The sequence below is a fragment of the Polaromonas sp. P1_E12 genome (genome assembly GCF_056405975.1).
In genome coordinates, this window is the sequence record NZ_JBFUBB010000002.1 from 395,168 (window position 1) to 415,790 (window position 20,623).

Here is a 20,623-nt window from a genome sequence, read left to right on the forward strand (position 1 = left end):
AAAGAGTTTGTTGTGCAGTGCAGCAATTGACAATAGTCCGAATGGCTCATGGCGCGCTTTATGCTATTTATTGAGTTCAAAAAAGCGTGGCGCATTCTTGGGGCAAGACTTGAATTGCTCACATGCTGACTGCCGGCTGGATGAGTCCGTTCGGGCTATTGCGCATGGGCTCAGATGCAGATATGTCCATATCGGTTTCAGAGGTGTTCCTGTAGCCTTCGGGATTGCGCTGCTGCCAGTGCCAGGAGTCGCGGCACATGTCATCGATCGTGCATGTGGCACGCCAGCCCAGCAGGCTGCCGGCCAGGGAAACATCTGCAAAGTACTGTGCGACATCCCCGGCTCGTCGAGGTGCAAATTCATAAGGAATCGGCCGTCCGCTTGCCCGCTCAAACGCCTGGACCACACCGAGAACACTGGTGCCCTCGCCGGTGCCCAGATTGACCGTAAAGCTCTTGCCGCTTGCCAGCAAAGCATCGACTGCGGCGACATGGCCTGCTGCAAGGTCGGTGACGTGCAGGTAGTCGCGCACCCCGGTGCCGTCGGGTGTGGGGTAGTCATTGCCGAACACATTGAGCGTGGCCCGTTTGCCCACGGCCACCTGGGTGACGTAGGGCATCAGGTTGTTGGGGATTCCGTTGGGGTCTTCGCCGATCAGTCCACTGGGGTGCGCGCCCACCGGGTTGAAGTAGCGCAGCACCCCGACCCGCCACGCCGCATCTGAAATACGCAGCGATGCCAGGATGTTTTCACACATCAGTTTGGTGTGGGCATACGGGCTCTCCGGCATGCATGGAAACTGCTCGTTGATGGGCACGGTGGCGGGGTCCCCATAGACCGTGGCGCTTGAAGAGAAGACTACGGCCCGGCAGTCCGTCGTTTCCATCGCCCGCAACAAACTCAGGAGGCCGCCAACATTGTTCTGGTAGTACATGAGAGGGCGTTGCACGCTTTCCCCTACGGCCTTGAACCCGGCAAAGTGGACGGCCGCAACGCAGTGGTAGCGTTGCAGGACTCCGGCCACAAAATCGGTGTCCAGTACGTTGCCGCGTTCGCAGGGTACGGGCTGACCCGTCAGCTGCTGCAGCCGGTGCAGCACGGCAGGATGGCTGTTGGAAAAGTCGTCGAGGATGACAGGCTGGTAGCCGGCATTCACCAGCGCCACAAAAGTATGGCTTCCGATGTATCCGGCCCCACCGGTTAATAGCACACTGGGTTTGTTCAGGGTCATTGCAAAAGGCTGCATGGCAGCGGGTTGATTTGATACGGGTCACGGCGCCGGCGTAACACTGCTGAAACATGTTCGCGTGAGGGATTGCATGGACAGGCAGCATCCAGACATCACCAGACCATTCCCTTTCAGGGGCTAGGTACGAGTGTCTTTGACGCGTGGAGAAAGGATGTCAGCGTAAGCCGCATATGTGCGTGGGAAGCTGTCACGCTGGCCTCAAAGCGTTTCGAATCGTTCGGTAAGCACTTGTGAATGACGGTTGCAAATCGCCAGCTGGCGGGCAGCTGAACTGTTCGTGAGCAGTTGGCATCCCAACGGCAAACGACAAAAAGTCACAAAGATCAGGGGCTGCTGCGACTGCTCGCACAGTGCGCTGAATTCCCGGGAATTAACCCGGCGTAGCAAATCGCATGAAAAAAGCCCGGGGGAGGCCGGGCTTTTGTTGATGGAGATGCTTTGCTTACATGCCGCTGTAGTTGGGTCCGCCACCGCCTTCGGGCGTGACCCACACGATGTTTTGTGTTGGGTCTTTGATGTCACAGGTTTTGCAGTGCACGCAGTTCTGCGCGTTGATCTGCAGGCGGTCGGTATTGTCGGGGTTCTTTACGAACTCGTAGACACCGGCCGGGCAGTAGCGGCTTTCGGGGCCGGCGTACTTGGCCAGGTTGATGCTCACCGGCACGCTCGCGTCCTTGAGCGTCAGGTGCGCGGGCTGGTGCTCTTCGTGGTTGGTGTTGGAGACGAAAACCGAACTAAGGCGGTCGAAGGTGATCTTGTTGTCGGGCTTGGGATACACGATGGGCGTGCACTCGGCCGCCGGCTTGAGCTTGGCGTAGTCCGGAATGCTGTTGTGGATGGTCCAGGGCGGCGACTTGAAGCCCAGCTTGGGCAGCAGCCAGTGCTCGATGCCGGTCATGAAGGCGCCGACGTAGAGGCCCTTCTTGAACCAGGACTTGAAATTGCGCGACTGGTTGAGCTCCTGCGCGAGCCAGCTCTTGGCATAGGCTTCAGGGTAAGCGGCCAGTTCATCGTGCTGGCGGCCGGCGGTGACCGCTCCATAGGCGGCCTCAGCGGCCAGCATACCGCTCTTGATGGCCGCGTGGCTGCCCTTGATGCGGGCGGCATTGAGGTAGCCGGCTTCGCAGCCGATCAGCGCGCCACCGGGGAACACGGTTTTGGGCAGGCTCAATGCGCCGCCTGCGGTGATGGCACGCGCGCCGTAGCTGATGCGCTTAGCGCCTTCGAGATACTGCTTGATGCTGGGATGGGTCTTCCAGCGCTGCATCTCTTCAAACGGGCTGAGGTAAGGGTTGGTGTAGTCCAGGCCGGTGACCATGCCCAGCGTGACCTTGTTGTCTTCCAGGTGGTACATGAAGCCGCCGCCGTAGGTCTGGCTGTCCATGGGCCAGCCGGCGGTGTGAATCACGAGGCCCGGCTTGTGTTTGGCCGGGTCGATTTCCCAGAGCTCTTTCACACCCAGTGCGTAGCCTTGCGGGTCGCGGCCTTCGTCGAGTTTGAAGCGGTTGATCAGCTGGCGGCCCAGGTGGCCGCGCGCGCCTTCCGCAAATACGGTGTACTTGCCGTGCAGTTCCATGCCGAGCTGGAAGTTGTCGGTCGGCTGGCCATCCTTGCCGATTCCGAGGTTGCCGGTGGCCACGCCCTTGACGGAGCCGTCGTCGTTGTAGAGCACTTCGGCCGCCGCGAAGCCCGGGAAGATTTCAACGCCCAGGCCTTCGGCCTGCTGCGCCAGCCAGCGCACCACATTGCCCAGGCTGATGACGTAGTTGCCTTCGTTGTGAAAGCAGTCGGGCACAAAAAAGGCGGGCGTCCTGATCGCGCTTTTCTCGCTGAGAAAAAGAACCTCGTCGGCGGTGACAGGCTGGTTCAATGGCGCGCCTTGCGCTTTCCAGTCCGGAATCAGTTCGGTCAATGCCTTGGGGTCCATCACCGCGCCCGAAAGAATGTGGGCACCGGGTTCGGAACCCTTTTCGAGAACCACCACGGAGATGTCCGTGCCTTTTTCTGCGGCCAGTTGTTTCAGGCGAATGGCGGTAGCAAGCCCGCCGGGTCCGCCGCCCACCACGACCACGTCATATTCCATTGCTTCGCGCGGGCCGAACTGGGCCAGAATTTCTTGGGTATTCATCGGGGACTCGCTGATAATGATTTTCAGGAAGGATTGTCGGTCTCGCGTTGGATTTTATGTCGCGAATGCGGCGATGCGAACGGTCGTTCTCTTTTGTACGGTTTAAATTGAGAGAGGAGCCTCTAATGGCTTACAGCATTGATCTGTCGGGGCGTGTCGCTCTCGTGACCGGTGCATCCGGCGGGCTGGGTGCGCAGTTCGCCAAAACACTGAGCCGTGCCGGCGCGGCCGTGGTGCTGGCCAGCCGCAGGCTCGACAAGCTCAAGGACCTGCGCGCGCAGATTGAGGCTGCGGGTGGCGATGCGCATGTGGTTGAGCTCGACGTGACCGACCACGCCAGCATCAAGGCCGGTGTGGCCCATGCTGAAACGGAAGTCGGGCCCATCGACATTCTGGTCAACAACTCCGGCGTGAGCACCACACAGCGCATCCAGGACGTCGGCGAGGAAGACTACGACTTCATCTTCAACACCAATGTGAAGGGCGCCTTCTTCGTGGCGCAGGAAGTCGGCAAGCGCATGCTGGCCCGTTCGCGCGGTGCCGGGCCCGGCAACTATGCCGGCGGCCGCATCATCAACATCGCCTCCATGGCCGGCTTGCGCGTACTGCCGCAGATCGGCGTGTACTGCATGAGCAAGGCCGCCGTGGTGCAGATGACCAAAGCCATGGCGCTGGAGTGGGGCAAGTTCGGCATCAACGTCAACGCCATCTGCCCCGGCTATATTGACACCGAGATCAACCACCACCATTGGGAAACCGAGCAGGGCAAGAGGCTGGTGCAGATGTTGCCGCGCAAGCGCATCGGCAAACCGCAAGACCTGGATGCACTGCTGGTGATGCTGGCCAGTGGCGAGAGCCATTTCGTCAATGGTGCAGTGATTGCAGCCGACGACGGGTTTGGCGTTTGATCGATCGGCATAACAAAGATTAATTTTCGGAGAAGAACATGATGGATTCCGTAGTGCCCTACCTCGGCCCGATAGGCCTGATCTTCCTGGCCTTGCTGGCGGGCGTGGTCAGCCCGGGCCCCAGTTTTGTGCAGGTTGCGCGCATCGCGGTTTCGCGTTCACGCGCTGACGGCCTGGCTGCCGCGGTGGGTATGGGCCTGGGGGCGCTGGTGTTTGCCGCGTTGGCGCTGGCCGGGCTGCAGGCCCTGCTGGCCGCCTTGCCTGGTGTCTACATGGCGCTCAAGGTCGTGGGCGGCCTGTACCTGATGTGGATCGCCTTTAATATCTGGCGCGGCGCGCGCCAGCCGCTGGAAATGGGCGGCGGTGACACGGGCGCTTCGCGCCGCACGGTGCTGCAATCGTTTCGCCAGGGGCTGGTGACGCAGCTGAGCAACCCGAAGATCGTGGTGGTTTACAGCAGCGTGTTCGCGGCACTGTTGCCCGCACAGTTTCCCTTGCCCGCAGCCCTGCTGGTGCTTGTGGGCGTGCTCGTGATGGAAACCGGCTGGTATGCCGTGGTGGCGGTGGTTTTGTCTTCCGCTGTACCGCGCGCAGCCTACCTGCGCAGCAAGGCTGCGGTAGACCGCACCGCCGCCGGTGCGATGGGGCTGCTAGGTTTGCGCCTGGTAGCCACTGCGCACACTGTCTGACGGATGCTGACGGGCATTCTGGCCGGGCTCGCGGCGGGCGCGCTGTGGGGCCTGGTGTTTGTGGCGCCGCGCATGCTCGACATGGGTGCGGGTGGCTATTCGTCCATTGACCTGACGGCCGGGCGCTTTGCGGTATACGGCGTGGTGGCTGTGCTGGTGATGCTGGCGGGATGGCGCACTCGCCGCCTGCCCACGGTGCGGCAGGCGTGGGCCGCTCTGGTCATGAGCATTCTCGGGTTCAGCGGCTACTACCTGCTGTTGGTGCTGGCCATACGCGACGCCGGCACCGAAGTGCCTTCGCTGGTAATCGGCACCATTCCCATTTGGGTCATGTTGCTGGGCAAGCCGCAAGGCCTGCGTTGGGCTTCCCTGCTGCCCGGCCTGGCGCTCACCCTGGCGGGGCTGGCGCTCATGATGGGTTCCACCCACGAGGCCGGTCAGGGAACCGCCACGAATTTCTGGCGTGGCATGCTGTTTGTGTCGGCCTCACTGGTGTGCTGGACGGCGTTTGCGATCCTGAATTCTGCCTGGCTCAAGCGGCATCCTGAAGTCAATGCCACCGACTGGGCCAACTGGCTGGGTGTGGCGACTGGCCTCGGGGCATTGCTGATGTGGCTGCTTGCGGGTTCGGACGCAAGCGTGCTGGCCGGCCGCGAAGACCGCGGTGTGTTCGTGTTGCTCTGCGTGCTGGCCGGTCTGGGCTCCACCTGGCTGGCGACGATTTTGTGGAACATGGCCAGCCAGCGGCTCAGTGCCAGCCTGTGCGGGCAGCTCATCGTGAGCGAAACCATTTTTGCGCTGCTGTATTCGTTTGCCTGGGATGGCCACTGGCCCACACTGGTACAACTGTCTGCGTGCGTGTTGTTCACGCTGGGAATTCTGGCCTCCATCAGGGCCCATCGATAGAGGCAATTGGCATCATGAAAATTGAAATTCCCGAAAAGAAAAAGCTGGTCCACGAGATGCATATCCCCATCCGCTGGGGTGACATGGACGCGATGGGCCACCTCAACAACGGCACTTACTTCCGTTATCTCGAAACTATCCGCATCGACTGGATGTATGGCATTGGCTGCAAGCCCGACCCGAAAGGCGAAGGGCCGGTGATCGTTAACGCTTTTTGCAATTTCTACAAGCAGCTGGAATATCCGGGCGACGTTCTGATGAAGATGTACGTAAGCGACCCGGGGCGCACCACGTTTGAAAGCTGGGCCACGATGGAGCGCGCTGATACGCCGGGCGTGATCTGCGCCGCGGGCGGCGCCACCACCATCTGGGTGGACTTCCCGGCGCAAAAGGCCAAAGCCCTGCCCGAGTGGATGCGCAAGCTGGTTGAAGCGTAATCCTGAAAGAAAAAGCCCGCAGGCCTAATCAGGCCGTGCGCAAGCAGCTATCAATAAAGTAGCAATACTGGTGGCGTATGGGTGCTGCGGTATCGCAGAAAAGCTTCAGCGAACTGTGCGAAAGCTGTCCGCGTGTTCTTTCAACCAGCGCTGGGCAATGGCGCGGGTTTGCTGGCCGGGTTCGGCAACAGTTTCCTGGTCGGGGTGGAAGTCCCGCCTGAAGTAGGCCAGCAACGGGGCCGTGCAGCGCCACACAACGCCATTTTTTCCCCAGAAAAATTTCATCGCACTCCACCATGTGCCTGGTTTGAACAGCGTGCCGTCATGCCAGAGGTTCAGCACCGTTTGACGGCCCGAGTCCCACGAAAACAGCAGTAGCGCGTAGACATACCAGCGCACGCGCCATGCGTGGTTTCCGCCAAGCGCTTGGTACAGGTCATAGGCTACCGCGCGATGCTCGGTCTCTTCGGCTGCGTGCCAGCGCCAGAGGGTCTGCATCTTCGGGTCTGCCTGATCCAGCGCGTCGCCGTGGCGAAGCATGTAGTCGGCCAGCACGGCCGTGAGGTGTTCGTAGGCTGCCGTGACCGCAAGGAAGTGGTGGGGCGCCACACCGCGTTTTTTGGCAAAATCAATGCGGGCCGTGGCCCAGTGTTGCCAGCGGTTCACCAGGCCCTGCCTCTCCAACTGTGCGTTGTACAGACCATGGATGTGGCGGTGGGTAGCCTCCTGGCCGATGAACTGCGCAGTGGCTTCATGCAGCAGCGCGTGCTCTGGCGTGCGAGGCAGCAATTTGGCGCAGTCGCGCACGGCCTCGATGAACGACTGCTCTCCGACCGGAAAACTCATCGACAAGGCGTTGTGGTACTGGCTCAGGAAGGCATCGCCGCCAAACCAGTGGCGGTCAAAGCCATCGCTCAGGTCGATCTCCAGCTTGCGCACGGTCAGGCCGTAAGCGCCGGCTGATGGGGTAGAAGATGTCGAGGCGGTGGATGTGGCGTCTGGTGCCATGGTTTTAAGTCTTGTGAGAAGGCTGATTCATGAGCATAGCGGGTGCGCAGGGTCCTGGGCGTGATTCGCGCCTGAGCGGTTTCAGGCGGCCTTGGACGGCTTGGGCACACGGCCCATCAGGTAAAACTCGGGGTTGGGCTGCATGTTGCTGAAGCTCGCCATGCGGTTGGAGAGGCCAAAAAAAGCCGTGATGGCCGCGATATCCCAGGCGTCTTCATCGTCAAAGCCGTGGCCGTACAGCGCTTCAAAGTCGCTGTCTTCAATCTGGTCCGCCTGCAGGCATACCTTCATCGCGAAGTCGAGCATGGCGCGCTGGCGTGGTGTGATGTCAGCCTTGCGGTGGTTCACCGCCACCTGGTCGGCCACCAGGGGTTTCTTTTCATAAATGCGCAGGATGGCGCCGTGCGCCACCACGCAATACAGGCATTTGTTGGCGGCGCTCGTCGTGGTGACGATCATCTCGCGCTCGCCCTTGGTCAGGCTGCCGTTGGGGTTGGAGCCCTCTTCCTTGAGCATCAGCGCATCGTGATAAGCGAAGAAAGCACGCCATTCGGCAGGGCGGCGCGCGAGGGCCAGGAATACGTTGGGCACGAAGCCGGCCTTTTCCTGCACCTCCAGGACTTTGGCTTTGATGTCTTCCGGCAGGTCCTTCAGTTCGGGAGCAGGGTACCGGGGTGCTGTGCCGGCGGTTTTGGGGCTGGTCATGAGGGTTCCTTCAAAGGCTTTATAAGTGACTCGATAAGTGACTCGGACCCAAGCGTAACTGCAAGATTACCCGTCAGGTCGCGCTGGGGAATTGAAGCCAAAACAGATGCAATTGATAAAAACTATTAGGTAAATATCTTTAATTGCCTTTGATTATTTTGCAGTGAAACCTAGACTGTGCTTCACAGGCCATCACCTGGCAAGCCCGTCAAAGGAGACCCCATTAGCAGCCCCACCCACACGGCCTTGACCAAAGCGTCCCGGCTGTCCCGCAGTGCAATTCCATGCCGTCATTCGGCACCACTTAATCATCAAAGGTAACTCATCATGGCTGATCACAACACGCAAAGCGAAGGCGGCTGCCCATTCTCGGGTGGCGCCCGCAAACATGCTCTGGCTGGTGCCGCAACGAACGCTGATTGGTGGCCCAACCAGCTGAACCTCAAGATCCTTCACCAGAACTCGTCGCTGTCCGATCCCATGGGCGAGGCGTTCAACTATGCCGAGGAATTCAAGACCCTGGACCTGCATGCCGTGGTGAAAGACCTCCATGAGCTCATGACGGATTCGCAGGACTGGTGGCCTGCGGACTACGGCCACTATGGCCCATTCTTCGTTCGCATGGCGTGGCACAGCGCAGGCACCTACCGGATCGCCGACGGGCGCGGCGGCGCCGGCTCCGGCACACAGCGATTCGCACCGCTCAACAGCTGGCCGGACAACGGAAACCTCGACAAGGCACGCCGCCTGTTGTGGCCGATCAAGCAGAAATACGGCCGAAAAATCTCCTGGGCCGACCTGATGGTTCTGGCCGGCACCGTGGCCATGGACTCCATGGGATTCAAGACCTTCGGCTTTGCCGGCGGGCGCCCGGACGTCTGGGAGCCGGAAGAGATTTACTGGGGCCCTGAAGCCGAGTGGATGGGCGACAAGCGCTACACCGGCGACCGCGAACTCGAAAACCCGCTCGGTGCTGTGCAGATGGGGCTGATCTATGTGAACCCCGAGGGCCCGAACGGCAAACCGGACCCGCTGGGTTCGGCGCGGGACATCCGCGAGACCTTCGCCCGCATGGCGATGAACGACGAAGAAACTGTTGCGCTCACCGCCGGCGGGCACACCTTCGGCAAGGCCCACGGCGCAGCCGATCCGGGCCAGTACGTGGGGCCCGAGCCTGAGGGCGGCACCATTGAAGACCAGGGGTTTGGCTGGATCAACAAGTTCGGCGGCGGGCACGGCGTGCACACCGTCACCAGCGGCATTGAGGGTGCCTGGACCAAGAACCCCACCAAGTGGGACAACGGCTACTTCGAAAACCTGTTCGGCTACGAGTGGGAATTGACCAAGAGCCCCGCCGGTGCTCACCAGTGGAAGCCCAAAGACCCTGCCGCGTCGACCACCGTGCCGGATGCCCATGACTCCGCGCTGCGCCATGCCCCGATGATGACGACCGCCGACATGGCCATGCGCATGGATCCGGCTTACGAAAAAATCTCGCGGCGCTTCATGGCGAACCCGCAGGAGTTTGCCGACGCCTTCGCCCGGGCCTGGTACAAGCTGACGCACCGTGACATGGGCCCGGCTGCGCGCTACCTCGGCCCGCTGGTGCCGAAGGAGGCACTGATCTGGCAGGACCCGGTTCCCGCCGTCGATCATCCGCTGGTCAATGAGCAGGATACTGAGGGCCTCAAGGCCAAGGTCCTCGCGTCCGGGCTCTCCATCTCCCAGCTCGTCACAACGGCCTGGGCGTCTGCTTCCACCTTCCGTGGTAGCGACAAGCGCGGCGGCGCAAACGGTGCGCGCATACGCCTGGCACCGCAAAAGGATTGGGAAGTCAATCAACCGGCCGAGCTGGCGAAAGTCCTGAAAGTGCTGGAGGCCATCCAGGGCGAGTTCAATGGCGCGCAGTCTGGCCGCAAGAAGATTTCGCTGGCTGACCTGATCGTTCTCGGTGGCTGCGCGGCCGTCGAGGCAGCTGCCAGGAAGGCTGGCCACGACGTGAAGGTGCCTTTTTCACCGGGACGTACGGACGCTTCGCAAGCGCAAACCGATGTGGCGTCGTTTGCCGTGCTGGAACCGGCCGCAGACGGTTTCCGAAACTACACCCGCAAGGGGCAGGCGCAGCGGGCAGCCGAGCAGCTGGTGGATCGCGCGAACCTGATGACGCTGAGCGCTCCCGAGATGACGGTTCTGGTCGGCGGCATGCGCGCCCTGAATGCCAATGTCGGGCAGGCACAGCATGGCGTTTTCACCAAGCGGCCCGGAACCTTGAGCAACGACTTCTTTGTGAACCTGCTCGAGATGCGCACGAAGTGGCAGAAATCTGCCGACGCTGAAGGTGTGCTGGAGGGCCGCGACCGCACGACGGGCGAACTCAAGTGGACGGGCACGGTGATCGACCTCGTCTTCGGTTCGAACTCGCAGCTGCGGGCCATTGCGGAGGTCTATGCGTGCAGCGATTCGCAGCAGGTCTTCGTGCGTGACTTTGTGGCGGCCTGGAACAAGGTGATGAACCTGGACCGCTACGACCTTGCCTGATTGAGCAGACCATCATAGGCGCTGATTGAGGCCAAGCCCGCCCTGGTGAAGACCGGAGCGGGCTTTTTTGCTTTCCATTACGCTTCGTCTTTTAGGAGCCTTCATGACGCAGCCCGCAGACAAGGATTTCGACAAAGGCCTCGCCACCCGCAAGCAGGTGATGGGCGAGGATTTTGTGGCCAATGCTTTCGACAAGGCCACCGATTTTTCCCTGCCGATCCAGCATTTCATTACCCGCAACGCCTGGGGCGATGTATGGCAGCGGCCGGGGCTGGATCTCAAGACGCGTAGCCTGGTCACGGTGGCCATGCTGACGGCCCTCGGCAAACAGCATGAACTCAAGGGTCATGTGCGTGCCGCACTCAACAACGGCGTGACGCCGGAGCAGCTTCAGGAAGTGCTGCTGCACGCGAGCATTTATTGCGGCCTGCCCGCCGCGGTCGAGGCATTTCGCACGGCGGCCGAGGTTGTTGATGCGCCTCCAAAGGCTTGAGGTCTGTAAGCGATTTGAGGTTGTAGCCCTTCCAATACATGGATGTATGGCTACTAAAAAGATAGCAAATAACTTTTATCCTTATCCGCCATGAATGAACCCAAGCCCTTGATCCGCCGCTGCACCGAGGCCGACTGGCCCGCCGTTTGGCCGCTGCTGCGCGCCACCTTTGAAGCAGGCGACACCTATGCCTTTTCGCCCCACAGCACAGAAGCTGAAATACACGCGGTGTGGATGGACGCGCCCCGGGCGACGTATGTAGTGCGTGAGGGGAACAGCGACGACGGCCGAGTGCTAGGCACCTACTTCATCAAACCCAACCAGCCGGGGCTGGGTGCGCATGTCTGCAACTGCGGCTATGTGGTCGCGCCCGAAGCGCAGGGCAAAGGCCTGGCGTCGGCGATGTGCGAGCACTCCCAGCAGGAAGCGCTGGCAATGGGTTTTCTGGCGATGCAGTTCAACCTGGTGGTGTCGACGAATGAGCGTGCTGTTCGGTTATGGCAAAGATTGGGGTTTGAGATTGTGGGGACCTTGCCGGGGGCTTTTCGGCATGTGAGGTTGGGGTTGGTGGATGCGTTTGTGATGTTCAAGACTTTGCGGCGTTGAGGCCGGGACAAGCCCCGGCCTCAACAAGAAAACTCAAACCCATCCTTCAAGCACAACCTTCCCCCGCGCCTTCCCAGACTCCACCAACTCATGCGCCCGCCGCAAATTGGCGGCATTGATCGAACCAAACGTTTCCGTCAGCGTCGTGCGGATCAAGCCGGAATCGACAAGTTGGGCGACCTCATTGAGCAGGCGGTGCTGCGCCACCATGTCGGGTGTGCCGAAGAGGGGGCGTGTGAACATCAGTTCCCAGTGGATGGATGCGCTCTTGCGTTTGAACAGCGTGATGTCGAACTTCACCGGGTCGTCAATCAGGCCGAACTTGCCTTGTGGTGCGATGGCTTCGGCGATTTGTGCCAGGTGGCTGTCGGTTTGCGTGAGGCCCACGATGTAGTCCACCGCGGGGATGCCGATACGCTTGAGCTCTTCGGCAATCGGCCGGCTGTGGTCGATGACATGATGGGCGCCGAGTTCCTTCACCCAGGCTTGGGTTTCGGGCCGTGACGCGGTGCCTATCACGGTGAGCGAGGTCAGGCGCGTGGCCAGCTGCGTCATGATCGAGCCGACGCCGCCCGAGGCGCCGATGATGAGCAGTGTTTTGTTGTTGGGTGTTTTGCCCGGCACGATGCCGAGACGGTCGAACAGCATTTCCCAGGCGGTGATGCTGGTCAGCGGCAGGGCGGCCGCTTCGGAAAACCCCAGCGTTTGCGGCATGCGGCCGACGATGCGTTCATCGACCAGGTGGAGTTCGCTGTTGGTCCCGGGCCGGGCGATGGACCCCGCATACCAGACCTTGTCACCGGCCTTGAACAGTGTGACCTCGGGGCCGACGGCGCGCACGATGCCGCTGGCGTCATAGCCCAACACCTTGTAATCCGAGCCAGCGCTGCGCGCCGCGCTGGCGCGTACTTTGGTGTCCACCGGGTTCACTGAAACGGCTTTCACCTCGACCAGCAGGTCGTGGCCGGTGGGCGTCGGGTCGGGCAGGGTGATGTCGGTCAACCCGGTTTGGCCGGTCTGGTTGAGTGCGTGGGCTTGTGTGTAGCCGATGGCTTTCATGGTGATTTCCTTTGCGTGTGATGTTGCGTGGTGTCGTGTGGCGTTGTGGTCAGTCGTGCTCAAAACTGATTCTTGAACTGTATTGGATTTGAAAATGAAGATAAGCAAGCTTTCAATTGAAGCTATTTACAAATAAAATTTGTAAATGAAAGCCCTGCAAGACCTGGAAATCTTTATTCGCACTGTCGACACCGGCAGCCTGTCGGCCACGGCCCGCAGCCTGGACCTGACGCCGGCGGCCGCCAGCGCGGCACTCAAACGGCTGGAGGCAGAATTGCAGGCGCCGCTTTTTGTACGCTCCACCCGCAGCCTGCGGTTGACGCGCGAAGGTGAGGTTTTCCTCGCACACTGCCGGCCCGCGCTGGCCGCCCTGCGCGATGCGCAGCTGGAACTTGCCAGCGGCCGGCAGCAGGTGCGCGGTGTGCTGCAGCTGGCCGCGCCATCAGACTTTGGCCGCAATGTGCTGCTGCCCTGGCTGGAAGCGTTTCAGCTGTTGCATCCCGGCATTCAATACCGGCTGCACCTGTCGGATCGCGTGACCAATGTCTACAGCGACCTGGTGGATGCGGCTTTTCGGCAAGGCGAGCCGCCCGATTCCAGCATGCTGGCGTTGCCGGTGGATTTGACGAATCGGCGCGTGCTGTGTGCGTCACCTGCCTACCTCGCGTCGCACGGCACGCCTGACACGCCGCAGGCACTGACAAAGCATATTTGCCTGTGCTTCATGCTGGGTGAAGACGTGTATGACCGTTGGAAGTTCTGGAGAAATGGCGAAGAGCTCACGGTGCGTGCCACTGGCGGCAATGTTGCCAACGATGGCGACGCGGTTCGCCGATGGGCCCTGGCCGGCCGCGGCATCACTTACAAGTCGCGGCTGGATGTGGCGGGCGACCTGGCTGCGGGGCGGCTGGTCGCTCTGTGCACAGAATGGCAAACCGAGGCTGTGCCGCTGTACATGGTGTTACCGGGGCGGCGGCAACTGACGCCCGGCCTGCGCCTGCTCAGGGAATTTATCGGCGCACGCTGCCTGGCGCTTTCCGAAGCCCGGTGAAGCACTCGCCACATGAGGAAACCGTAGGTCCGTGTGCGGTGTGGAAAACCACCCTTACTTCAGGGTGGGGATCAGGACTACACGCTCGCGGTCGTGCGGGGCGCACAATGAATTTTCCAGTTGCCTCCCTGGTAGCTGCGAGACAGCCCGGCCGGCAGGCCTCTTCGCTGCAACCGTCCTGAAAGGAAAACAATACCCATGCAAGTCCAAGTCAATTCCAATCACACCATGCACACCGGCGAATCGTTCGAGCGCTGGGCCAGCACCGAACTCAACACCTCACTGAGCCGCTTCAAGGGTGACATCACGCGCATTGAGGTTCATATGAGCGATGAAAACAGCGACAAGATCAGCCCCGACCAGAAACGCTGCGTGATGGAGGCGCGGCTGGCGCATCATGAGCCACTGGCCGTCAACCACCACGCGCCCAGCCAGGACGAAGCCTTTCGCGGCGCAAGCGACAAGCTCAAACGGGTGCTTGACCACACGCTGGGAAAATTGCGCGACCACCACCGCACGCGTGAGACCATCCGGCACGAGCCGGACGCCATCTGAACCGTTGACTAACCCTGGTCGCCCAGGGGGACGGTCTTGGCCATCGCAAAGCGGCGGAGCATGGCCCTGCGCCGTTCAACGCATTGCTCTTCCCTCACCGCGAATCCCTGGCGCTCGAAAAATGGCCGGCTCACCAGGCTGGCCTCGGTAAAAAGCTCTACGATGCCGAGACCGCGCAGCGCAGTTTCGGCATGGCCATAAAGCTTCGAAGCCACACCGCGGCGCGCGGCAGCGGGCGACGTAAACAGGAGGTCAATATGGCCATTTTTTTCGTAGGCAATAAAGCCCAGCAGACCGCCGCCTTCCGCGTCTTGCGCCAGCAAAATTTGTAATGGCCTGAGCCGTGCTTTCCATGGGCCCAGATCGGGTGGGCGGGGCGCCCAGGCCTCGCGCTGCGCGGCGTTGTAGTGGCTTCCCGCCAGGCCATGAACCGCATCGGTGAACAGCTGGGCGACTGCGGCGAGGTCTGAATCCTGGTAAGGGCGGATATGCATGATGGGATCAACAGCGATAAAGCAGGCGATGATAAAGGTGATTTTGGCCTGCAGCCCAGTCAGGGCGGGCGCAAGCAGCTATTAATTCAGTAGCATGCCAATGGCCGCCATCTTGGTCATTGGCGCATGGCAGTTGCGCTGACGCGGATAAAAACAGCCACGGCCTCTTCCTTTTACGGCAAACTGTAATGTCCTGCTCCCGAATGACAGGACATCAGCTGCCTGGGATTGGCTGCTGTGAAATAAAACTGCGCCTCACCTTATGAAAATAGCCCTGCTGTCCGATGTGCATGCCAACCTGCGTGCGCTGGAGGCCTGCCTTGCCCACGCTGCAGAGCAGGGCGCCGGCCGACTGGCCATACTGGGAGACCTGGTGGGCTATGGCGCGCAGCCGGCCGAGGTGGTGCAACGGATTCGCGACCTGGCTGAGGAGGGCGCCGTCGTGCTCAGGGGCAACCATGACCAGCACACGGTGACGCCGCCCGTACAGGCCCGTTCGGTCGACCAGAGCGGCGCAGCCTGGACGCACGAACGGCTGGACAAGGAGGCGCTGGATTTCCTGGAGAGACTGCCACTGACGGCCACCATTGGCACCGCGCTGCTGGTACACGCCAGTGCCGATTCGCCGGGGCGCTGGCACTATGTGGACAATGAACGCCGCGCCGAAGCCAGCCTTGACGCTGCGTCGCTCGATCCGGACGTGCGCTATGTGTTTTGCGGCCACGTACACCAGCAGACGCTGTATTTCCACGGTGCGGGGCAGGGGCTGATGCGCTTTCAGCCTACCCCGGGCGTGCTCATTCCGGTGCCGGCGCACCGTTACTGGCTCGCCACCGTGGGTTCGGTGGGCCAGCCGCGCGACGGCAATACCAAAGCCATGTATGCACTGTTTGACCCGGAGCTGGCCGAGCTGACTTTCCACCGCGTGGCTTATGACCACCTGGCTGCCGCAGCCGATGTGCGCGCTGCCGGCCTGCCCGCATACTTTGCGCAGCGGCTGGAGGCGGGCCTGTGAGGTTGATGGCACCCGGCACCGTGGTAGATGGATTTGTGGTTGGCGAATGCCTGCATGCCGGCGGCATGGCGCACATCTACCAGGTGGGGTATGCCGACGCAACGCACGCCGTACCTTTTCCGTTGGTGATGAAGGTGCCGCGCATGACGCCCGGCGACGGCGCGGAAAACATTGTGGGTTTTGAGGTCGAGCTGCAGCTGCTTTCCGTGCTGACCGGGCCGCATGTGCCGCGGCTGGTGGCTGCGGGAGACCTCGAAAAACTGCCCTACCTGGTGATGGAATACATCCCCGGCCGCACCCTGCAACAACTGCTGGACGAGGCCGCAGCGCCGCTGCCCGCGGAAGAAATTGCCCGGCTGGGTGTGGCAGTGGCCCAGGCGGTGCACAGCCTGCATCTGCAGGATGCCTGCCACCTGGACCTGAAACCGGCGAACGTGCTGATACGCCCCGGTGGCAATGCCGTGCTGCTCGACTTCGGTTTATCCTGCCATGCGCATTACCCGGACCTGCTGGCCGAAGAGCTGCGCCCCGCCGTTGGTTCCCCCACCTGGATGGCGCCCGAACAGGTGGTGGGCGTGCGTGGCGATCCGCGCAGCGACATCTTTGCCATCGGCGTGATGTTGTACGAACTGGCCACACGGGCGCTGCCTTTTGGCAGCCCGCAGACCCGCGGCGGCCTGCGGCAGCGCCTGTGGATGGACCCGGTGCCGCCGCGCACGCTGCGGCCCGACCTGCCCGAATGGCTGCAGGAAGTGATCCTGCACTGCCTGCAGAACGAAGCTGACCGGCGTTATGCGTCGGCTGCACACCTGGCGCTGGATCTCTCTGACCCAGCGCAGATCGCCGTGACGGGGCTGGGCCAGCGCCTGCAACCCACGGGCTTCTGGATGCATTTCAAGCGGTGGTTGCGCGCAGCGGGCAAAGATTACCAACCCAGCCCGCTGCCTTCCCGGCAAATTGATGCGGCGCCCATCATCCTGGTGGCCGTGCCTTGCCTGGACGTGAGCGACGCCACGCTGTATTCATTGCGGCGCGCCGTGATGCGGGTGCTGGGCACGACACCACGCGCACGGCTGGCCTGCGTGACGGTGATTGATCCGTCGGCAACCCCGGGCCACGACGCGCAAACCAGCGAGACCACCGTGCATCGGCGCTACCTGGGCATGCTTCGCCAGTGGGCTCAGCCTTTGCACCTGAGCAGCCAGACGGTGTCTTTCCACGTCATCGAATCGGGCGATGTTGCGCAGGCACTGCTGCACTATGCCCAGGGCAATCATGTCAGCATGATCGTGATGGGCGCTGCGACGCATGGCCTGCAGATGCAGCGCCTGCTGGCGACGGTGCCGATCAAGGTCGCCATGGCGGCGCCCTGTACGGTGATTCTGGTGAAGCAGGAATTGCCGTTTGACCAGCTGGGGAATGAGGCGGATCCACCGACGCTCGCCGGCATCAACACGCCAATGGTTTAAGCGGAAAGCCCCCCCATCCCTTTGTGGACGAGCGCAAGGCGCTATATAAAACGTAGCAAATTAAAAAATTGAAAATGGTCCGTTCACGAGCCGGCCATGAGCCGGTGTACCAGGTCGGCCGTGGTGGACGCCTTGTACTTTCGCATCAGGCGGGCGCGGTAAATTTCGACGGTGCGGTGGCTGATCACCAGCGCGCGGCCGATTTCCTTGGAGGTCATGCCGTCCATCAGGTGCGCGGCCACTTCACGTTCACGCGCGGTGAGCTCGGCCGTGACGGGGCGGCGCGAACTCAGGTCCTCGAAAGTCCAGATGCCGGCTTCGTGCGGTGCGCTGCGGTTGAGTGCCCGCCCCGTGACGTGGCACCAGAAGGTTTCACCTTTGTTGCGGCCGTCCACGCGCTTCATGATGCGGTCGTCGGAATACAGGCCCTTGGCGTTCAGGATGGGAATCATGCGTGCGCCTATGCGCTCGTACTCGTCCGCACTGGGATAAAGAATCATGAATGACTGGCCGGCGAGCTGTTCGCGCGTGGCGCCAAACATCTCGCACAAATGCTGGTTGCAGTCCACAATGGAGCGGTTGCGGGACAGCACCAGTCCCACCGGCGCCAGATCGAATGCGAGTTGGTAATCAACTTCCACAGTACTTACCTTTACGGAAAACTACCTAACTTGATAAGTAGTATCGTAATGGATTGCTGATGGCACCTGCCAGCGTCACGACACAAGGAGATTATTTGTGAAAAAACTTTTCCCTTCCGCCGCAGAAGCCCTCAAGGGCGTCGTCAAGGACGGCCAGCTGATGGCCGTCGGCGGTTTCGGCCTGTGCGGCATTCCCGAGGCGCTGATCGATGCCTTGCGCGACAGCCAGGTGAAGAACCTCACCGTGATTTCCAACAACGCCGGTGTTGACGGCTTCGGCCTGGGCAAGCTGCTGGAAACGCGGCAGATCAAAAAAATGATTTCGAGCTACGTCGGCGAGAACAAGGAGTTTGAGCGCCAGTACCTGGCGGGCGAGCTGGAGCTGGACTTCACGCCGCAAGGCACGCTGGCAGAAAAGCTGCGCGCAGGCGGTGCCGGCATTCCGGCCTTCTTCACCAAGACCGGCGTGGGCACGCAAGTGGCAGACGGCAAGGAGCTGCGCGAGTTTGACGGCGAGACCTATGTGATGGAACGTTCACTGGTGCCTGATGTGTCGCTGGTCAAGGCGCACACGGCCGACAAGTCCGGCAACCTGCGCTTTAACCTCACGGCCCGCAATTTCAACCCGGCCGCCGCAATGGCCGGCAAGATTTGCATTGTCGAGGTGGAGAAGATCGTTGAGGTCGGCGAGCTGGCGCCGGACGACATCCATCTGCCCGGTATTTATGTGCATCGCATTGTGCTCAATGCGAACCCCGAAAAGCGCATCGAAAAGCGAACCATCACCGAGAAAGCGGGAGTTTGATATGCCCTGGACCCAAGACCAAATGGCGGCACGCGCCGCCCAGGAACTCGAAGACGGTTTCTATGTGAACCTCGGCATCGGCATCCCGACGCTGGTGGCCAACTTCACGGGTGACAAGGAAGTGTGGCTGCAGTCGGAAAACGGCATGCTGGGCATTGGCCCGTTTCCGACCGAAGACCAGGTGGACGCCGACCTGATCAACGCCGGCAAACAGACCGTGACGACGATCAAGGGCTCATCCATCTTTGGCAGCCATGAAAGCTTCGCGATGATTCGCGGCGGCAAGATCAATTTGTCGATTCTGGGCGCCATGCAGGTCAGCGAAAAAGGCGACCTTGCCAACTGGATGATCCCGGGCAAGATGGTCAAAGGCATGGGCGGCGCGATGGACCTTGTTGCCGGCGTCAAGCGCGTGATCGTCCTGATGGAGCACGTTGCCAAAAAGAAAGACGGCACCGAAGACATGAAGATACTGCCGAAATGCACGCTGCCGTTGACGGGCGTGGGCGTGGTGGACCGCATCATCACAGACCTCGCCGTGATGGACGTGGTGCCCGAAGGCCTCAAGCTGGTGGAGCTTGCACCCGGCGTCACCCGCGAGGTCTTGCAGGCCAAGACGGGTGTCCAGCTGATTTGATCTGCAGCCGGGCGGTGGTTTTGCACTGCCGCCCGGCAACTTTCAGCGTGCGGCTAACGGCTGCACAGGGTTGCGGAAGACCTGCACCAGGCCCAGCAGGATCGCCAGCATGCCCGCCAGGCTCCAGGGCGCCAGGCGGTTGCCCAGCACCAGGTAGTCGAGGGCAGCCGTGCCTGCAGGCACCAGATAGAACAGGCTGGTGACGTTGACCAGATTGCTCGCGTGAATCAGGCGGTACAGCAGCAGTGTGGCTACCACCGACATGACAACCCCCATCCACACCAGTGCCACCCAGAAGCCGGTGCCCAGATCAACAGACATCGGCTGAAACGGCGCAAAGAGCAGGCACAGCAACAGGCTGCAGGCCAGCTGCAGCGGCAGCACTTCGCGCGGCGCTTGCCTGACTGACTTTTGCAGGATGGCGCCCACTGTCATGCAAGCCAAAGCGCCAAAAGCAAACAGCATCCCGGTGGTGGTGAAGTGCGCACGCGCAATGCTTTCATACACCACCAGCACCAGTCCGCCCAGGGCCAGGCCAAGGCCTGCCAGCCGCCGCCGCGAAAAGGCCTGGCGCTCTGTCAATGCCAGCGTCAGGATGGGCTGCACGCCCAGCACGGTGGCCAGCACGCCGGGCGTGAGGCCGTGGTCCAGCGCCAGCAAATGGCAGATGGAATAGCTGCCGATCATCAAAAGCCCCGTCAGCGCGACGCGCAGGCGCGTGCCGGGCGCCGGCAGCCAACGCCGTCTGGCCAACCCGAGTGCCAGCAGAATGCTGAGCGCAAGGGCAAACCGTAAACCCAGAAAGGCGAAAGGGCTGGCGTGCTGCAGCCCGAGTTTGGAGAAAAGCGCGCCGCTGCTCCAGATCAGGACGAAAAGGGAAGTCGGGCCGAAGGTGGCCCAGGCCGTGTTTTTTGAAATCATGAAATTACCTGCCGAAAGAAGGACAAGCTCCAGCGAGCGCACGTGGCGCGGCTGCGCCAGTGGCTGAATCAAACGAGGCTGGAGAGCTGGACCGGCTGGGACTCAGCCGGGAGCGCGCGCGGCCGGCGGGTAAGCGCCGGAAGCGACCACGTTGCGCGGAGGTGCGGCAGGTGGGGGAGCGGTAAAGCCGCCTGTCAGGCGCATGTCATCGGCCAGCAGGGCTGGCGCAGTGGCATGGCTTGAAAAAGGCGTGTACATGGGCAGACTATACCCGGTGAAACGGCGGCGGGAGCGATGGGCTCATGAAGA

General features: G+C 61.6%; 22 protein-coding genes. 13 read left to right on the forward strand and 9 right to left on the reverse strand.

The genetic code is table 11. The features are described from left to right. Positions 1-118: 118 nt before the first annotated feature. Positions 119-1,231 carry a UDP-glucose 4-epimerase GalE gene (galE, locus tag AC1D13_RS07700; RefSeq protein WP_477665663.1) on the reverse strand — a complete coding sequence of 371 codons (1,113 nt, stop codon included), beginning with the start codon at positions 1,229-1,231 and terminating at the stop codon, positions 119-121. Positions 1,232-1,691: 460 nt separating this feature from the next. Next, on the reverse strand, positions 1,692-3,377 hold the full coding sequence (locus tag AC1D13_RS07705) for an electron transfer flavoprotein-ubiquinone oxidoreductase (RefSeq protein WP_477665664.1): 1,686 nt from the start codon (positions 3,375-3,377) through the stop codon (positions 1,692-1,694). A 125-nt stretch (positions 3,378-3,502) separates the two neighbouring features. Between AC1D13_RS07705 and AC1D13_RS07710 the strand changes: the two genes are divergently transcribed. The 4 genes from AC1D13_RS07710 to AC1D13_RS07725 are packed head-to-tail and all read left to right on the forward strand — an operon-like array spanning position 3,503 to position 6,317. Beyond that, positions 3,503-4,285, forward strand: a complete 783-nt coding sequence (locus tag AC1D13_RS07710) for an SDR family oxidoreductase (RefSeq protein WP_457280162.1) — start codon at positions 3,503-3,505, stop codon at positions 4,283-4,285. Positions 4,286-4,323: 38 nt separating this feature from the next. Further along, positions 4,324-4,974, forward strand: a complete 651-nt coding sequence (locus tag AC1D13_RS07715) for a LysE family translocator (protein ID WP_477665665.1) — start codon at positions 4,324-4,326, stop codon at positions 4,972-4,974. A gap of 3 nt (positions 4,975-4,977) precedes the next feature. After that, on the forward strand, positions 4,978-5,880 hold the full coding sequence (locus tag AC1D13_RS07720) for a DMT family transporter (RefSeq protein WP_457280164.1): 903 nt from the start codon (positions 4,978-4,980) through the stop codon (positions 5,878-5,880). A gap of 14 nt (positions 5,881-5,894) precedes the next feature. Further along, the gene (locus AC1D13_RS07725) at positions 5,895-6,317 is read left to right on the forward strand and encodes an acyl-CoA thioesterase (protein ID WP_477689290.1); all 423 of its coding nucleotides are present in this window, start codon (positions 5,895-5,897) and stop codon (positions 6,315-6,317) included. A gap of 105 nt (positions 6,318-6,422) precedes the next feature. Here the strand turns inward: AC1D13_RS07725 and AC1D13_RS07730 are convergent, their stop codons facing one another. Together AC1D13_RS07730 and AC1D13_RS07735 are read right to left on the reverse strand one after the other, a co-directional pair. Continuing rightward, on the reverse strand, positions 6,423-7,325 hold the full coding sequence (locus AC1D13_RS07730; RefSeq protein WP_457280166.1) for a metal-dependent hydrolase: 903 nt from the start codon (positions 7,323-7,325) through the stop codon (positions 6,423-6,425). An 81-nt stretch (positions 7,326-7,406) separates the two neighbouring features. Continuing rightward, positions 7,407-8,030 carry a peroxidase-related enzyme gene (locus AC1D13_RS07735; protein ID WP_477665666.1) on the reverse strand — a complete coding sequence of 208 codons (624 nt, stop codon included), beginning with the start codon at positions 8,028-8,030 and terminating at the stop codon, positions 7,407-7,409. 327 nt (positions 8,031-8,357) lie between these two features. Here AC1D13_RS07735 and katG point away from each other — a divergent pair, with 327 nt between their 5' ends. The 3 genes from katG to AC1D13_RS07750 all read left to right on the forward strand — a co-directional run bounded on the left by katG (position 8,358) and on the right by AC1D13_RS07750 (position 11,667). Next, positions 8,358-10,568, forward strand: a complete 2,211-nt coding sequence (gene katG, locus AC1D13_RS07740; protein WP_477689291.1) for a catalase/peroxidase HPI — start codon at positions 8,358-8,360, stop codon at positions 10,566-10,568. A 103-nt stretch (positions 10,569-10,671) separates the two neighbouring features. Next, on the forward strand, positions 10,672-11,061 hold the full coding sequence (locus AC1D13_RS07745) for a carboxymuconolactone decarboxylase family protein (RefSeq protein ID WP_477689292.1): 390 nt from the start codon (positions 10,672-10,674) through the stop codon (positions 11,059-11,061). 90 nt (positions 11,062-11,151) lie between these two features. Then, entirely contained in the window at positions 11,152-11,667 is a 516-nt protein-coding gene (locus AC1D13_RS07750) for a GNAT family N-acetyltransferase (RefSeq protein WP_457280170.1), read from the forward strand. Between the two features lie 33 nt (positions 11,668-11,700). Here the strand turns inward: AC1D13_RS07750 and AC1D13_RS07755 are convergent, their stop codons facing one another. After that, positions 11,701-12,726 carry a zinc-binding alcohol dehydrogenase family protein gene (locus AC1D13_RS07755; RefSeq protein ID WP_477689293.1) on the reverse strand — a complete coding sequence of 342 codons (1,026 nt, stop codon included), beginning with the start codon at positions 12,724-12,726 and terminating at the stop codon, positions 11,701-11,703. Between the two features lie 145 nt (positions 12,727-12,871). Here AC1D13_RS07755 and AC1D13_RS07760 point away from each other — a divergent pair, with 145 nt between their 5' ends. After that, on the forward strand, positions 12,872-13,777 hold the full coding sequence (locus AC1D13_RS07760) for a LysR family transcriptional regulator (protein ID WP_457280172.1): 906 nt from the start codon (positions 12,872-12,874) through the stop codon (positions 13,775-13,777). Between the two features lie 198 nt (positions 13,778-13,975). Continuing rightward, a complete protein-coding gene (locus tag AC1D13_RS07765) occupies positions 13,976-14,332 on the forward strand; it encodes an HPF/RaiA family ribosome-associated protein (RefSeq protein WP_457280173.1) in 357 nt (118 codons plus the stop codon). An 8-nt stretch (positions 14,333-14,340) separates the two neighbouring features. Here the strand turns inward: AC1D13_RS07765 and AC1D13_RS07770 are convergent, their stop codons facing one another. After that, the gene (locus tag AC1D13_RS07770) at positions 14,341-14,826 is read right to left on the reverse strand and encodes a GNAT family N-acetyltransferase (protein WP_477689294.1); all 486 of its coding nucleotides are present in this window, start codon (positions 14,824-14,826) and stop codon (positions 14,341-14,343) included. A gap of 262 nt (positions 14,827-15,088) precedes the next feature. Here AC1D13_RS07770 and AC1D13_RS07775 point away from each other — a divergent pair, with 262 nt between their 5' ends. Beyond that, positions 15,089-15,841 (forward strand): metallophosphoesterase family protein, encoded by a 753-nt coding sequence (locus AC1D13_RS07775; protein WP_477689295.1) that lies wholly within the window; start codon positions 15,089-15,091, stop codon positions 15,839-15,841. Next, positions 15,838-17,310, forward strand: a complete 1,473-nt coding sequence (locus AC1D13_RS07780; RefSeq protein ID WP_477689296.1) for a protein kinase domain-containing protein — start codon at positions 15,838-15,840, stop codon at positions 17,308-17,310. Before AC1D13_RS07775 ends, AC1D13_RS07780 begins: the two co-directional genes overlap by 4 nt. 83 nt (positions 17,311-17,393) lie before the next feature. Here AC1D13_RS07780 and AC1D13_RS07785 read toward each other — a convergent pair whose 3' ends face one another. Next, positions 17,394-17,951: a helix-turn-helix transcriptional regulator gene (locus tag AC1D13_RS07785; protein WP_457280177.1), complete on the reverse strand. Its 558-nt coding sequence runs from the start codon at positions 17,949-17,951 to the stop codon at positions 17,394-17,396. Positions 17,952-18,048: 97 nt separating this feature from the next. On the opposite strand from AC1D13_RS07785, the gene AC1D13_RS07790 reads away from it, so the two are divergent. Both AC1D13_RS07790 and AC1D13_RS07795 read left to right on the forward strand, forming a co-directional pair. Next, positions 18,049-18,756 (forward strand): CoA transferase subunit A, encoded by a 708-nt coding sequence (locus tag AC1D13_RS07790; protein WP_477689297.1) that lies wholly within the window; start codon positions 18,049-18,051, stop codon positions 18,754-18,756. Position 18,757: 1 nt separating this feature from the next. Next, on the forward strand, positions 18,758-19,393 hold the full coding sequence (locus tag AC1D13_RS07795) for a 3-oxoacid CoA-transferase subunit B (protein WP_457280179.1): 636 nt from the start codon (positions 18,758-18,760) through the stop codon (positions 19,391-19,393). A gap of 42 nt (positions 19,394-19,435) precedes the next feature. On the opposite strand, the gene AC1D13_RS07800 is transcribed toward AC1D13_RS07795, so the two are convergent. Both AC1D13_RS07800 and AC1D13_RS07805 read right to left on the reverse strand, forming a co-directional pair. Further along, the gene (locus AC1D13_RS07800; RefSeq protein WP_457280180.1) at positions 19,436-20,314 is read right to left on the reverse strand and encodes a DMT family transporter; all 879 of its coding nucleotides are present in this window, start codon (positions 20,312-20,314) and stop codon (positions 19,436-19,438) included. A 102-nt stretch (positions 20,315-20,416) separates the two neighbouring features. Continuing rightward, positions 20,417-20,572, reverse strand: coding sequence for a hypothetical protein (locus AC1D13_RS07805; protein WP_477689298.1), 156 nt, complete (start codon positions 20,570-20,572; stop codon positions 20,417-20,419). Positions 20,573-20,623 lie beyond the last annotated feature (51 nt).

What these genes read in the sequence shown, in the direction of transcription:
- AC1D13_RS07760 (WP_457280172.1), top strand. Translation starts at nt 12,872, where the DNA reads ATGAAAGCCCTGCAAGACCTGGAAATCTTTATTCGCACTGTCGACACC.
- AC1D13_RS07725 (WP_477689290.1), top strand. Translation starts at nt 5,895, where the DNA reads ATGAAAATTGAAATTCCCGAAAAGAAAAAGCTGGTCCACGAGATGCAT.
- AC1D13_RS07755 (WP_477689293.1), bottom strand. Translation starts at nt 12,726, where the DNA reads ATGAAAGCCATCGGCTACACACAAGCCCACGCACTCAACCAGACCGGC.
- AC1D13_RS07735 (WP_477665666.1), bottom strand. Translation starts at nt 8,030, where the DNA reads ATGACCAGCCCCAAAACCGCCGGCACAGCACCCCGGTACCCTGCTCCC.
- AC1D13_RS07745 (WP_477689292.1), top strand. Translation starts at nt 10,672, where the DNA reads ATGACGCAGCCCGCAGACAAGGATTTCGACAAAGGCCTCGCCACCCGC.
- katG (WP_477689291.1), top strand. Translation starts at nt 8,358, where the DNA reads ATGGCTGATCACAACACGCAAAGCGAAGGCGGCTGCCCATTCTCGGGT.
- galE (WP_477665663.1), bottom strand. Translation starts at nt 1,231, where the DNA reads ATGACCCTGAACAAACCCAGTGTGCTATTAACCGGTGGGGCCGGATAC.
- AC1D13_RS07715 (WP_477665665.1), top strand. Translation starts at nt 4,324, where the DNA reads ATGATGGATTCCGTAGTGCCCTACCTCGGCCCGATAGGCCTGATCTTC.
- AC1D13_RS07705 (WP_477665664.1), bottom strand. Translation starts at nt 3,377, where the DNA reads ATGAATACCCAAGAAATTCTGGCCCAGTTCGGCCCGCGCGAAGCAATG.
- AC1D13_RS07765 (WP_457280173.1), top strand. Translation starts at nt 13,976, where the DNA reads ATGCAAGTCCAAGTCAATTCCAATCACACCATGCACACCGGCGAATCG.
- AC1D13_RS07805 (WP_477689298.1), bottom strand. Translation starts at nt 20,572, where the DNA reads ATGTACACGCCTTTTTCAAGCCATGCCACTGCGCCAGCCCTGCTGGCC.
- AC1D13_RS07750 (WP_457280170.1), top strand. Translation starts at nt 11,152, where the DNA reads ATGAATGAACCCAAGCCCTTGATCCGCCGCTGCACCGAGGCCGACTGG.
- AC1D13_RS07775 (WP_477689295.1), top strand. Translation starts at nt 15,089, where the DNA reads ATGAAAATAGCCCTGCTGTCCGATGTGCATGCCAACCTGCGTGCGCTG.
- AC1D13_RS07795 (WP_457280179.1), top strand. Translation starts at nt 18,758, where the DNA reads ATGCCCTGGACCCAAGACCAAATGGCGGCACGCGCCGCCCAGGAACTC.
- AC1D13_RS07720 (WP_457280164.1), top strand. Translation starts at nt 4,978, where the DNA reads ATGCTGACGGGCATTCTGGCCGGGCTCGCGGCGGGCGCGCTGTGGGGC.
- AC1D13_RS07710 (WP_457280162.1), top strand. Translation starts at nt 3,503, where the DNA reads ATGGCTTACAGCATTGATCTGTCGGGGCGTGTCGCTCTCGTGACCGGT.
- AC1D13_RS07730 (WP_457280166.1), bottom strand. Translation starts at nt 7,325, where the DNA reads ATGGCACCAGACGCCACATCCACCGCCTCGACATCTTCTACCCCATCA.
- AC1D13_RS07800 (WP_457280180.1), bottom strand. Translation starts at nt 20,314, where the DNA reads ATGATTTCAAAAAACACGGCCTGGGCCACCTTCGGCCCGACTTCCCTT.
- AC1D13_RS07770 (WP_477689294.1), bottom strand. Translation starts at nt 14,826, where the DNA reads ATGCATATCCGCCCTTACCAGGATTCAGACCTCGCCGCAGTCGCCCAG.